We start from the raw sequence: 12,751 nt of genomic DNA, 5'->3' as shown, positions 1-12,751 counted from the left end.
CGCGGAACACCGCGCGGTGGTCGCGCGGGGCCGCGGTGCAGCGGAGAAATATTCGCGTGATCCCCGCCCTGATGCCGACCTACAACCGTGCCGACCTCGCCTTCGAGCGGGGTGAGGGCGCCTGGCTGTGGACGGCGGATCAGCGACGATTCCTCGATTTCGGCAGCGGCATCGCCACCACCAGCATCGGCCATGGCCATCCGCACCTAGTGAGGACCGTCGCCGAGCAGGCGGCGAAGGTGATGCATGTCTCGAACCTCTACCGCGTGCCCCAGGCCGAGCGGCTGGCGGCGCGGCATGTCGAGGCCTCCTTCGCCGACAGCGTCTTCTTCTGCAATTCGGGCGCCGAGGCGAACGAGGGCATGATCAAGGCCGTCCGCAAGTATCATGCGGAGAACGGCCACCCCGAGCGCTTCCACATGATCTGCTTCGAGGGCGCCTTCCACGGCCGGACGCTGGCCACCCTCTCGGCCACCGGCAACGAGAAGTACCTCGCCGGCTTCGGCCCGCCGGTGCAGGGCTTCGACCATGTGCCCTTCGGCAACATGAACGCGGTGCGCGACGCCATCGGGCCGCAGACCGCCGGCATCATGATCGAGCCGATCCAGGGCGAGGGCGGCGTGCGCCCGGCGGATCTCCGCTTCCTGCGGGAGCTGCGCGCCGTCTGCGACGAGTTCGGCCTGCTGCTGGCGCTGGATGAGGTGCAGACCGGCATGGGCCGCTCCGGCAAGCTCTGGGCGCACCAGTGGGCGAACATCGAGCCGGACGTGATGTCCTCGGCCAAGGGCATCGGTGGCGGCTTCCCGCTCGGCGCCGTGCTGGCCAAGGAGAAGGTGGCCAGGCACCTGAAGCCCGGCACCCATGGCACCACCTACGGCGGCAACCCGCTGGCCTGCGCCGCCGGCAACGCCGTGCTGGACGTGGTGCTGGAGGCGGGCTTCCTCGACCGCGTGGACCGCACCGCCCGCTACCTGTGGGACGGGCTGCAGGCCCTGTCGCGCCAGCATCCGCGCGTCGCCTCGGGGGTGCGCGGCGCCGGGCTGCTGGTCGGGCTGCAGCTGGTGCCGGAGGTGACCAACGGCGACCTGCAGGCGGCCGCGGTGGAGGAGGGGCTGCTGAGCGTCGCCGCCGGGCAGAACGTGCTGCGCCTGGCCCCGCCGCTGATCGTCACCGAGGCCGAGGTGGACCAGGCCCTCGCCATGCTAGGCCGCGCCCTGGCCCGGCTGACGCCGCAGGGCGCCGCGCAGTGACGGCGGCGACAAGGAAGGGGGGCGCCGGCGGCGCCCCTCGCCACTTTCTGGAACTGTCGGACTTCGAGGCGCCGACGCTGCGCCGCATGCTCGATCTCGCCGCCGCCAGCAAGGCCGGGCGCCGTGACGACCGGCCCCTGGCCGGCAAGACGGTGGCGCTGATCTTCGAGAAGCCCTCCACCCGCACCCGCGTCTCCTTCGAGGTCGGCATCCACCAGCTCGGCGGTCACGCGGTGGTGCTCTCGGCGCGGGACATGCAGCTCGGCCGCGGCGAGTCGGCGGCCGATACGGCCCGCGTCCTGTCGCGCTACGTCGATGCCATCATGCTGCGCACCGACAGCGTGGCGAAGCTGCGCGAGCTGGCGCAGCACGCCACCGTGCCGGTGATCAACGGCCTCACCGACGTCTCCCACCCCTGCCAGCTGATGGCCGACGTCCTCACCTTCGAGGAGCATCGCGGCCCGATCGCCGGCCAGACCCTGGCCTGGGTGGGCGATGGCAACAATGTCGCGCAGAGCTTCATCCAGGCGGCGGCGCGCTTCGGCTTCACGCTCCGCCTCGCCACCCCGCCCGAGCTGGCGCCGCCGGCCCAGCTGGTGGACTGGGCCCGGCGCGAGGGTGCGACGATCGAGCTGACCTCCGACCCGGTGGCGGCGGTGCGCGGCGCGCGCTGCGTCGTCACCGACACCTGGGTCAGCATGTCGGACGAGAAGGAGGGCGGGCCGACGGCGCGCCACAACCTTCTCGCCCCCTATCAGCTGAACGAGGCGCTGCTGGCCCACGCGGCGCCGGACGCGCTGGTCATGCACTGCCTGCCGGCGCATCGCGGCGAGGAGATCACCGAGGCGGTCATCGAGGGCCCGCAATCGGTGGTCTTCGACGAGGCGGAGAACCGGCTGCACGCGCAGAAGGGCGTGCTGCTCTGGGCGCTGGGAGGCTGAGGCGGCGCCGGCCGGGTCATTGGCACCCGCCCGCGCCGGCCCTACCTATCCGGCAGGGCCCCGGAACCGCCGGCGGCCCTGCCGGCCAGCGGGTCGGCCAATGGAGGGCGCCTGATGCAGTTTGACATCGTGATCGTGGGCGGCGGCCCGGCCGGGCTCGCCCTCGCCGCCTCGCTGCGAGGCAGCGGCCTCTCGGCCGCGGTGGTCGAGCGGCAGGCCGCCTCCGCCCTGGCCGAGCCGGCCTTCGACGGACGCGAGATCGCGCTGACGCACCATTCCCAGGACATCCTGCGCCGGCTCGGCGCCTGGGACCACCTGCCGCCGGACAGCATCGCCCCGCTGCGCGAGGCCCGCGTGCTGAATGGCGGCTCGGCCTATGCGCTGCGCTTCGACACGGCCGGGCGCCCCGAGGCGGAGCTGGGCCGGCTGGTGCCGAACCACGCCATCCGCCGGGCGCTGCACCGCGTTGTCGCCGCCGCCCCGGAGGTGACCCTGCTCGCCGGCCGGGGGGTGGCGCGGATGGCCACCGACGTGGACGGCGCCTGGCTGGACCTCGAGGACGGGCAGCGCCTGCGGGCCGGGCTGCTGATCGCCGCGGACAGCCGCTTCTCCGGGGCGCGGCAGGCGCTGGGCATCGGCGCCGAGACCCGCGATTTCGGCAAGCGCATGATGGTCTGCCGCCTGCGCCATGCCGGCGAGCATGGCGGCATCGCCACCGAATGGTTCGACTATGGCCAGACCATCGCCATGCTGCCGCTGAACGGCCGGCACTCCTCGGCCGTGATCACCCTTCCGCCGGAGGAGATGGCGAGGCTGGAGGCGCTGCCGCCGGAGGCCTTCGGGCCGGAGATCGCCCGGCGCTACCGCCAGCGGCTCGGCGCCATGGAGCTGGTCAGCACCCGGCATGTCTATCCGCTGGTGTCGGTCTATGCCGAGCGCTTCGCCACCACCCGCGCCACGCTGATCGGCGACGCGGCGGTGGGCATGCATCCGGTTACCGCGCATGGCTTCAACTTCGGCCTGCGCGGCCAGGACCTGCTGGCCCGGGAGATCCGCGCCGCCCATGCGGCCGGGCGCGACTTCGCGGCGCCGGCGGTGCTGCGGCGCTATGCCCTGGCGCATCGTCGGGCGACGCGTGGCCTCTACCTCGCCACCAATGCCACGGCGCTGATCTATGGCGAGGCGGCGCTGCCGGCGCGGCTGCTCCGCAACGCCGCTCTGCGCCTCGGCAACCATCTGCGGCCGGTGCGGCAGCGCATCGTCGCCCAGCTGATGGAGGCGGGGCCGGCCTGAGGGGGCCGACCACGCCGCGGGGCTGCCCGGCTCGCAGCGCGTGGGCCGGCACCCTATCTCTTGCCCTTTCAGACAGTTTCAGGCCCCTGCCGCGTGATGGATCCGACCCAACCTTCCGCCACCCCCGATTTCCTCAACCACGACCGCCCGCCCGTGCCGCACCTGACCGTGCCGCGCGGCGTGCAGCCTTTCCACCTCGCGGAGAAGCCCGTGCGGGGCCGGCTGGTGCGGCTCGGCCCCCTGGCCGATGCGCTGCTCACCCGCCATGACATGCCCGCGCCGGTCACGGCCCTGCTCGGCCAGGCCCTGGCGCTGACCGCCGGGCTGGCGGCCGCCCTGAAGTTCCAGGGCAGCTTCAGCCTGCAGGCCAAGGGGGACGGGCCGGTCGGCATGCTGCTGGCCGATTGCACCGAGGCCGGCGCCCTGCGCGGCTATGCCCGGGCCGAGGCCGGGACGCTGGCCGGGGACGGGCCGGCGGGGGCCGCGGCGCTGCTCGGCAAGGGCTATCTCGCCTTCACCGTGGACCAGGGCGCGGAGATGGAGCGCTACCAGGGCATCGTCGGCATCGAGGGCGACAGCCTGGCCGAGATGACCGGGCACTACTTCGCCACATCGGAACAGCTCGCCAGCCGGGTCTGGCTGGCGGCGGCGCCGACACCGGCAGGCTGGCGCGCCTCGGCGCTGATCCTGGAGCGGGTGGCCGGGCAGGGCGGCGTCGGGCCGGAGCTGGACGAGGCCGCCCAGCAGGATGCCTGGGAGACCGCCCTGGCGCTGGCCGGCACCATCACCGAGGCCGAGCTGCTGGATGATGCGCTGAGCGGCGAGCGGCTGCTGCACCGCCTGTTCCATGCCGAGGGGCTGGCGGTGGACCGGCCGCGCCCGCTGTCCTACGGCTGCCGCTGCTCCCGCTCCCGCCTGGCCTCGGTGCTGGCCGGCTTCGGCACGGAGGATCTGGACCACATGGCCGAGAACGGCGACATCACCATGACCTGCGAGTTCTGCAACCTCGGCTTCCGCTTCGCGCGGGACGAGGTGCGGGCGGCGGGCGCAGGATGAGCGGGCGGAACTGCAGGGGAGCGGTGAGGGAATGAGGATGCCGATCACGCGCCGCCGGGCGCTGCGGGGGGCGGCCCTGGGAATGCCGGCGCTGCTGGCCGCCTGTGCCACGGGCGATGCCCAGCCGCCGCTGCAGCCGGAGCCGGGCTATGCCCATCTGACGCCGCTGCGGCTGAACGTGCTGGAGATCGAGGTGGTGGAGCCGCCGCCGGGCCCGGCCTTTCGCGTCGATCCGCCGGCACCGCTCTCGCCCGTCACCCAGGCGCTGCGGATGGGGCGGGAGCGGCTCTCCGCCGTCGGCACCCAGGGCCGCGGCCGGTACGTGCTGGATGCGGCGAGTCTGACGCGGGAGACCGCGGATGGCGGCGGGCTCTTCTCGGAGCGGACGGAGCGGCTGACCGTCCTGCTGCGCGCGCGGGTGGAGATCCTGGGCGCCGATGGCGGGCGGATCGGCTTCTCCGAGGCGGAGGTGCGGCGCACCGCGACCTCGGTGGCCGACAGCCCGGCCGCCCGGGCCCGCGCGGCGGACCTGATCGTGCGCCAGGCGATGGATGACCTGAACGTGGAGTTCGAGTTCCAGCTGCGCCGCAACCTGCGCGACTGGATCATGACCGGGGAGCCAAGCGCCCCACTGCCGGGGCCGGTGCTGCAGGAAACCCTGCCGACCGGCTGAGCCGCCGGGCTGTCGGCTCAGGCCTCCGGCAGCGGCCGTCCCTGGCCGACCAGCCCCATGAACTCCTGGCGCAGCGCCCGGTCGGTGCGGAACTCGCCCAGCATGCGGCTAGTGATCATCGCGACCCCCGGCTTGTGCACGCCGCGGGTCGTCATGCACTGGTGCGACGCCTCGATGACCACGGCGACGCCGCGCGGGCGCAGCACCTCGTCGATGCTGTTGGCGATCTGCGCCGTCAGCTTCTCCTGGATCTGCAGGCGGCGGCTATAGGCCTCGACCACCCGCGCCAGCTTGCTGATGCCGACCACGCGGCCGGCCGGGAGATAGGCGACATGCGCGCGGCCGATGATCGGCACCATGTGATGCTCGCAATGACTCTCCAGCCGGATGTCGCGTAGCAGCACCATCTCGTCATAGCCCTCCGTCTCCTCGAAGGAGCGGGCGAGCAGCGCGACCGGATCCTCGCCATAGCCGGAGAAGAACTCCTCATAGGCGCGGGCGACGCGGGAGGGGGTGTCGCGAAGGCCCTCGCGCTCCGGGTCATCCCCGGCCCAGAGCAGCAGGGTACGGATGGCGGCCTCGGCCTCGGCGCGGCTGGGGCGCGGCACGGCCCCGGGGATGTCATCCCGGGCGGAGGTGGCGAGCTTCGCGTCAGCGGACGGGCGGGCGGTGGGGAGGGCGAGATTCACGTCGGGATTTCCCGTCAGTTTCCGGAGGCGGCGCGACCCGGCATGAAATGGCCAGCCGCGGCCCGGAGGCAAGACCCGGTTGAGCAGGGCTCGCCCCCGCTTTCGGCGGGGCAGGCACCCGGAGAGAGGGCCAAGGGAGGATCAGTGGACCGCCCCGGCCTGGTGGGGGCTGTCCAGGCTGAAAGCGGGGATGACGACGTCGAAGGCCTCGCCGCTGGCCGTCTCGATCATGTGGTAGAGGCCGCGCATGAAGCCGGAGGGCGTCGAGAGCGGCGTGCCGGAGGTGTATTCGAAGTCCTCCCCGGGCTCCAGCACCGGCTGCTCGCCCACCACGCCCGGCCCGTGCACGCGCTGCTCGCGGCCCAGCCCATCGGTGATCCGCCAGCTCCGCTTCAGGAGTTGCACCGTCACCTGTCCCAGGTTCTCGATGGTGACCCGGTAGGCCCAGACGAAATGCGCCTGCTCGGGCCGCGACTGGTCGGTGAGATAGAAGGCGCGGACGGTGACGCGGATATCGCGGGTCGTGGCGGTGAAGGCGGGCGGCTGGGTCATGGGGATGTTCTGGCCCGTTCGGGAGGGCTGCCAGGTGGCGGGGCGTCGGGAGGTCCGGGGCGGCGCCCTCCGGCCATCTTGCGCCGGGAGGGCCGCCGCGTCGAGGCCGGAAGGGCGCCGGCGCGGGGCTCCGGAGGGGTTCGCCAGGGAGGTCGGCCAGGGAGGTCGGCCGGGTAGGTCGGCCGGGGAGGTCAGCGCCGCCGCCGTGCCGGGGCGGGCTGCTGGAACAGGTCCGGCTCCTCGGCGGCCGGCTCGGCCGGGGCCGGGCGGGGGGCGGGCGCGGTCTCGGCGGAGGGCGCCTTGGGGGCGCGGGCGCGAGGCTTCCGGGCCGGCGCCGCCGCCTCGTCGGCGACGATCCGGGCCAGCGGCTTCCGCCGCGGTGCCGGCTGTCCCGCCGCGGCATCGAGGGCGGCGGCCAGGTCCTCCACCAGGTCCGCCACATCCTCCAGCCCGATCGAGAGCCGCACCGTGCCGTCCGAGATGCCGAGCCTCGCCCGCTCCTCCGCCGCCACGCGCATATGCGTGGTGGTCGCCGGATGGGTGATCAGGCTCCTGGAATCGCCCAGGTTGTTGGAGATGTCGATCACCCGGAGCGCGTCGAGGAAGCGGAAGGCGGCCTCCTTGCCCCCGGCGATGTCGAAGCTGACCAGCGTGCCGCCGGCCGACATCTGCTGCTTGGCCAGGTCGAACTGCGGATGGCTGGCGAGATAGGGGTAGTAGACCCGCTCCACCTCGGCCCGTTCCTCCAGCATCTGCGCCACGGCGGCGGCGTTGCGGCACATGGCGGGCACGCGCAGGTGCAGCGTCTCCAGCCCCTTCAGGATGGTCCAGGCGTTGAAGGGCGACAGGGCTGGGCCGGTGTTGCGGGTGAAGGGCTGCAGCACCTCCTCGATCCACTTCTTCGCGCCCAGCACGGCGCCGCCCAGCACCCGGCCCTGGCCGTCGAAGTGCTTGGTGGCGGAATAGACCACGACATCGGCGCCGAACTGCATCGGCTTCTGCAGGAGCGGCGTGGCGAAGACATTGTCCACCACCACGATGGCCCCGGCGGCATGGGCGAGATCGCAGACCGCCCGCAGATCCACCAGCTCCAGCATCGGGTTGGAGGGGGTCTCCAGCAGCACAAGCTGGCAGGGGCGCTTCAGCGCCGTGGCCCACTGGTCGAGATCGGCGCCATCGACGAATTCGGTCTGGATGCCGTAGCGGGGCAGCAGGGTGGAGACGATCCAGTGGCAGGAGCCGAACAGGGCGCGGCTGGCCACCATCCGGTCGCCGGTCTTCAGATGCGACAGCAGGGCGGCGGAGACGGCCGCCATGCCGGTGGCCGTGGAGCGGCAGGCCTCGGCACCCTCGAGCGCCGCCAGGCGCGCCTCCAGCGCGGCAATCGTCGGATTGCCGAAGCGGGAATACTGGTAGTGCTGGACCGCGCCGGTGAAGGTCTGCTCGGCCTGCAGCGCGCTGTCGTAGACGAAGCCGGAAGTGAGGTAGAGGGCCTCGGACGTCTCGTCCTGGTTGCTGCGCATCAGGCCGCCGCGCACCAGCAGGGTGGCGGGACGCAACGGGCGGTCAGGAGCTGGCTTGGCCATGGAGACGACTCTCGGGCTTGTCGTTCACCGGCCCGGTCGGGCGGTTCCGCGCGCGCGCCTCCCCGCCACGGCCGTTTAGCGCGATTGTTTAAGCTCGCCGCAAGCTGGCCGGACAAATCGCGAGCACCCCGTCGCCGGGGCGGGCGGACCTTACGCCCCGCTTGCCGGCCGCACAAGGGCGGGGTAGAAGGCAGGGCAAGGCGGGCGTAGTTCAGAGGTAGAACGTCAGCTTCCCAAGCTGAATGTCGTGGGTTCAATTCCCATCGCCCGCTCCATCTCCCCAATGCTTTAAGCGGTTTTGCCGACTCGGCAGGGTCCAGTCAGCCTGAGCCTGGCGTGACGGTGGAGTGGACCACTGGCGGCCCGATCGTGGCGCGTGGTTCCTCTGCCTCGGCCGTCCTCCTGCGTTGCTGCCTTACCAGAGAACGCCGCCCTCAATCCCTCCGCCGCATATCGCGTCCGCTTGCCTGACATCCAAGTCGGTCCTTCTCCAGGGCGAACCGGGCTTATCCCCTGTCCAGGGGACGGGGCCGCCTTCACCTTGCCCCGCGCCGGCTCCAGATGCAGCCAGTCGTGGAAGTGCTGAACTTTCGCGTCGTTCTGAGCGCCTCCCGGAAACACGACGTGATAGCCGCTGCCACTGGCGAAGCTCCGCCCGAAGAGTGACACCAGCGTCCCCGCATCGAGTTCCTCCTTGACGATGGCGCGAGGGACCAGGGCAAGGCCAAGCCCGGCCACTGGGGCCTGGATGATCATGCAGTAAGTCCTGTCAGATCTTGATCCAATCGTCGGCGACTACGAGGCATAGGATGCCGAGAAAGGATCCGGCAGTCTTCTCGTAGCGGGTGACCGGCGGCATCGGCGAGGAGGCGAAGGCTTACTGCAAAGCCCTCGACTTCCTGGACGCGCACCGCGCGCGCTCCCGTTCCATCGCATCCTCTCGGGCAGATATCGGCTCGACGATGTGAACACCGTCTTCCAGCGGATAAGGACCAGGTGGAGGTCAAGCCGGTCATCGAGAGGGCATGAGACGGAAAGGAACCGCGGGCCTGCGGGGTGCATCCCGACGCTCGCGGCCGAGGTCCGATGCAGGTCGTGGCCCCGCGTCAGCATGGCGTTAGAACGGGGCATGGTGCCGTCCGCGGTCCTTGCTCCGCAGTGACGCCGGTACGTCGCCCTGGGCGAGAATTGGGAGAGGACTTACAAGGTCAGCACGGCCTGGATCGGCCTGCCCCTGTGGAAGCGGCCCGCCGGCCATGCAGGGCCGGCGGAACCCGGTCCCGCCCCCGTCTCCAGTCCGAGGTCTATGCGAGCCTCCTTGGTCGAGGCTTCACTGCTCCACGGGCAGCTGGGAAAGCCGTACCCAGGATCGGCGGCAGATCATCGCCAGAATTGCCGGCGCTCCCTGCAACAGCCGCCCGGGTGAAGCCTGTCCGAACCGCGCTAGCCCTTCTTCAGGTTGTAGAAGAGGGGCATTCCGGTGAGGACACCGCTCACATTCCTGCGGTAAGCTGTGAGATCGCGCCAGCGCCCGGTCGGGATGTAAGGCACGTCCCTGAAGGCCTGCTCCTGGATCTCCCGAGCGATAGCCTGGCGCGCGGCGGCGTCCGGCGCCACAACCCACCTGTCGCGCAACTCCTCCAAGCTCGGTGCTGTCGGCCAGCCGAACCAGGCACGCTCGCCATTGCCACGAAGCGGCAGGTGCGAGGTCGGATCCCAGAAATCGAGCCCTGGCAGCAGTGTCGTGGTACAGCTCCAGCCGCCCTGGTCGACCGGCCCCTTGTTGGTGCGGCGCTGCAGCCAAAGACCGAAATCCACAGGGATGATCTCGACGTTCATCCCGGCACGGCGCAGTTGGTCGGCGGCGACATCCGCCTGCTGGCTCATGGTGAAGAAGTTGGTGGCTGACAGGAAGCCGACCTTCTCGCCCTTGTAGCCGGCCGCCACCAAGTCACGCTTGACCTTGTCATAGTCCCGGGGGGACCGAAGCGCGGTGATTCCGGCATCGGAAGCCATCGGGGAATCCGGACAGAAGTAGCCCACCCCGTCATTCCACAGGGCCCGGTCGCTTCCCGCAATGGCGGACATGATCTCCGCCTGGTCGATGGCACCGAGTACCGCTCGCCGAACCGCTGGATTGTCAAACGGTGGCTGCAGGTGGTTCAGGCCGAGCACGCCCATGTTGCCCGCAGGGTTGTAGCTGCTGAGAACGATGTCGCGCGAGCGTCGGAGCATCGGCGCGAGGTCGGGCATGACGTCCTCGTACCAGTCCACCTCACCGCTGGTGATCGCAGCCGCGGCGGTGGGATGGTCAGGGATGATATGCCATTCGACGCGGTCGACATAGGCGACCTTTGGCCCGGAGGTGAACTCGGCCTCCCCGCCGGACCGTGGCACGTAGCCCTCGAACTTCGCCCAGACGGATCGCGATCCGTCGACATGCTCATTGGCAAGGTAACGAAACGGCCCGCTGCCCACGACTTCCGTGACCGCGCGTCGCTCCTTCGGAATCAACCGCTCCGGCATGATGACCGGGATGTAGCTGGTGCTCTTCGCCAGGGCATTCGGCAGAAGCGGGAACGGGCGCTTCAGCCGGAAAACGATCTCCTTGTCGGACGGTGCCGAGAGATCATCCGTCATGGAGAACAGAAGCTGCCCCATGGCGTCCACGGTGCCCCAGCGCCGCAGGCTGGCGACGCAATCGCGCGCCAGAACCGGCTCGCCATCATGGAAGCGAAGACCCTCGCGAAGGGTCAGGCGCCAGAGCTTACCGTCCTCTTCAATCTCGTGTCCCGCGACCATCTGCGGGTGCGGATTGAGAGCGTTGTCCATCCCGTACAGCGTGTCGTAGCTGAGCATCGCCAGGTAACGGGTGGAGAAGGCCGTCGTGAATACCGGATCGACGATGGTGGCATCCGCGTTAGGCTTGAACCGCAAGACTTTACTGTTCTGCGCCAGTCCAAGACGCGGTGCCGACAATGCGGCAAGGGCAGCCGCGGATCCTTGCAGCAGGGTACGTCTTCTCATGGGAAACCCTCGCTCACGGTTCTGTTGAAATCAGCCGGCGGCCCAGGCGGCAGCCCTTTCGGCGGAAACGATGCCATCCTCGGCGTCGCGCCGCATCGCCTCGGGCGGCCGGAGTGCCGGGTCGCCATAGCCACCTCCGCCGCCCAGGCGAATGGTCACGACGTCGCCGCGGCGCAGTTGGAAGGCATCCTTGCTGCGCAGCCGGATCACCTCGCCGTCTCGCAGGATCTCGCAACTGCCCGAGGCGCCCGGTCCACCGCCGAACAGGCCCGCGGCATGCCCCTCGAAGCGGTCGCTGTAATGAGCGACCTGCGCATTGTCCGTGAGGATCTCGTAGCTGCGCTGGAAGCCGGCACCGCCGCGCCATTGCCCGGCGCCGCAGCTGTCCATCCGCAGCGAGTAGTCGGTGACCCGGAAGAAGGAGAAGTCCTGATCCATGGCCTCAACGGGTGTGTTGGAGCAGTTCGACAAAGGGTTATCGACCGCATCGCAGCCATCGTTGCCGAAGCCGGCACCGTACCCGCCGCCGTAGACTTCGAGGTACACGGACCAGCCCTTCTCGCCGAGGTACGAAAGGCAGAAGGCCGTGGTCGTGTCGTATCCCTGCGCGATCGCCTTCTCCGGGGCGGCCTGTGCGACGGCTGCCATCACCGCGTTCCAGGCGCGCGAGACCGAGATCATCCGAGCCCGCACCGGCGCCGGATGGTTCGGGTTGAGCAGGCTTCCTTTGGGGGCCTTCACCGTGATCGGCCGCAACGAGCCGTCGTTGAACGGGATGTCGGGGCTTGTCAGCGCTCCCTTCAGGCAGGACACCGCCGACGAGATCACCGAGGCGAATGGCGCGTTGACGTTGGTACGAACCTGCGGAGCTGTGCCAGCGAAGTCCACCTCGATGCTGTCACCACGGACAGTGACCGTAGCCCGCACGGGCAGGGGGCCGCTGCCGAGGCCGTCATCGTCGAGGAACGCTTCGCCCTTGTAGGTTCCGTCCGGCACTTCGCGGATCGCCGCACGCATCCGGGTCTCGGAGTAATCCTGCAGGGCCGCCATGGTCTCGGTGACCTTCGCCACGCCGTAGCGCTTCGCCAGTTCCTGGACCCGCAGCGCGCCGACGTTGTTGGCCGCGATCTGCGCGTCGAAATCGCCCATCGTCTGCTGCGGCACGCGGACGTTGGCGCGCAGCAGGCGCTGAAAGCCGCCGCCGTGCCAGTCCCGCTGCATGTTTACCTTCATGGGCGGAATGATGATGCCCTCGGCGTAGAGATCCTGCGCCGACGCATTCAGGCCGGGGCTGCCACCACCGATGTCGAGGTGGTGGGCGACGGAGGCTGCAAAGCCGATAACCTGCCCCTCGAAGAAGATCGGGTGAAAGAAGAAGACATCCTGCAGATGCTGGCCGCCGGAATACGGATCGTTGATGACCAGGAAGTCGCCTTCCTCCAACGTTTCGGGCGGAAACATCGCGGCGCAGGGCTGAAAGATCCTGCCGATGCTGCCGAGTTGCATCGGGATCAGCTCCGCCTGCGCCACGGTGTTCCCTTGTGCGTCGAGAAGGGCCGCGGAGCCGTCCCGTGCCTCGCGCAGGATGGTGGAGTAGGCGGAGCGGATCAGCTTCACGCCCATCTCGCGCGCCGCCGCGATGAGCGACTGGCTGAGGATCGCGTATTCGACCGGATCGAGCATC

The 12,751-nt window shown here is 70.3% G+C and carries 10 protein-coding genes, 1 tRNA gene, 1 pseudogene and 1 riboswitch; of the genes and pseudogenes, 6 read left to right on the top strand and 6 right to left on the bottom strand.

The features are described 5' to 3' along the window. The first annotated feature begins 56 nt into the window (after positions 1-56). The 5 genes from ACF3NH_RS03795 (at position 57) to ACF3NH_RS03775 (ending at position 5,213) form a co-directional block, all read left to right on the top strand. The gene (locus tag ACF3NH_RS03795) at positions 57-1,250 is read left to right on the top strand and encodes an aspartate aminotransferase family protein (RefSeq protein ID WP_198365684.1); all 1,194 of its coding nucleotides are present in this window, start codon (positions 57-59) and stop codon (positions 1,248-1,250) included. After that, a complete protein-coding gene (gene argF / locus ACF3NH_RS03790; RefSeq protein ID WP_422921913.1) occupies positions 1,247-2,191 on the top strand; it encodes an ornithine carbamoyltransferase in 945 nt (314 codons plus the stop codon). The genes ACF3NH_RS03795 and argF overlap by 4 nt, the downstream gene beginning before the upstream one ends. A gap of 114 nt (positions 2,192-2,305) precedes the next feature. Next, positions 2,306-3,484: a 5-demethoxyubiquinol-8 5-hydroxylase UbiM gene (gene ubiM, locus ACF3NH_RS03785; protein ID WP_422921912.1), complete on the top strand. Its 1,179-nt coding sequence runs from the start codon at positions 2,306-2,308 to the stop codon at positions 3,482-3,484. A 96-nt stretch (positions 3,485-3,580) separates the two neighbouring features. Continuing rightward, positions 3,581-4,540 (top strand): Hsp33 family molecular chaperone HslO, encoded by a 960-nt coding sequence (hslO, locus tag ACF3NH_RS03780; RefSeq protein ID WP_422924714.1) that lies wholly within the window; start codon positions 3,581-3,583, stop codon positions 4,538-4,540. A gap of 37 nt (positions 4,541-4,577) precedes the next feature. Then, positions 4,578-5,213, top strand: a complete 636-nt coding sequence (locus ACF3NH_RS03775) for a hypothetical protein (protein WP_422921911.1) — start codon at positions 4,578-4,580, stop codon at positions 5,211-5,213. A gap of 17 nt (positions 5,214-5,230) precedes the next feature. On the opposite strand, the gene folE is transcribed toward ACF3NH_RS03775, so the two are convergent. The 3 genes and pseudogenes from folE to metZ form a co-directional block, all read right to left on the bottom strand. Continuing rightward, complete coding sequence (gene folE / locus ACF3NH_RS03770) at positions 5,231-5,833, bottom strand: GTP cyclohydrolase I FolE (RefSeq protein ID WP_422924712.1); 603 nt, start codon at positions 5,831-5,833, stop codon at positions 5,231-5,233. A 210-nt stretch (positions 5,834-6,043) separates the two neighbouring features. Further along, entirely contained in the window at positions 6,044-6,454 is a 411-nt protein-coding gene (apaG, locus tag ACF3NH_RS03765) for a Co2+/Mg2+ efflux protein ApaG (protein WP_198365690.1), read from the bottom strand. Positions 6,455-6,852: 398 nt separating this feature from the next. After that, positions 6,853-8,040: pseudogene (gene metZ, locus ACF3NH_RS03760) on the bottom strand (O-succinylhomoserine sulfhydrylase); the annotation flags it as partial. A gap of 55 nt (positions 8,041-8,095) precedes the next feature. Next, positions 8,096-8,174: riboswitch (SAM riboswitch) on the bottom strand. Between the two features lie 66 nt (positions 8,175-8,240). Here metZ and ACF3NH_RS03755 point away from each other — a divergent pair. Next, positions 8,241-8,315, top strand: a tRNA-Gly gene (locus ACF3NH_RS03755). A 13-nt stretch (positions 8,316-8,328) separates the two neighbouring features. Here ACF3NH_RS03755 and ACF3NH_RS03750 read toward each other — a convergent pair. From ACF3NH_RS03750 to ACF3NH_RS03740, 3 genes are all read right to left on the bottom strand, one after another. Beyond that, positions 8,329-8,796: a LysR substrate-binding domain-containing protein gene (locus tag ACF3NH_RS03750; protein ID WP_422921910.1), complete on the bottom strand. Its 468-nt coding sequence runs from the start codon at positions 8,794-8,796 to the stop codon at positions 8,329-8,331. A gap of 687 nt (positions 8,797-9,483) precedes the next feature. Continuing rightward, positions 9,484-11,067 carry an ABC transporter substrate-binding protein gene (locus ACF3NH_RS03745; RefSeq protein ID WP_422921908.1) on the bottom strand — a complete coding sequence of 528 codons (1,584 nt, stop codon included), beginning with the start codon at positions 11,065-11,067 and terminating at the stop codon, positions 9,484-9,486. Between the two features lie 30 nt (positions 11,068-11,097). Then, entirely contained in the window at positions 11,098-12,750 is a 1,653-nt protein-coding gene (locus tag ACF3NH_RS03740; protein ID WP_198365693.1) for a hydantoinase B/oxoprolinase family protein, read from the bottom strand. Between the last annotated feature and the right edge of the window lies 1 nt (position 12,751).

Origin of the sequence: Pseudoroseomonas sp. WGS1072, assembly GCF_049340465.1 — a bacterium.
In the GTDB taxonomy this organism is placed as follows: Bacteria; Pseudomonadota; Alphaproteobacteria; order Acetobacterales; family Acetobacteraceae; genus Pseudoroseomonas.
Note: the sequence above shows the minus strand (reverse complement) of the source record. Positions and strands in the feature narration are given on the sequence as shown.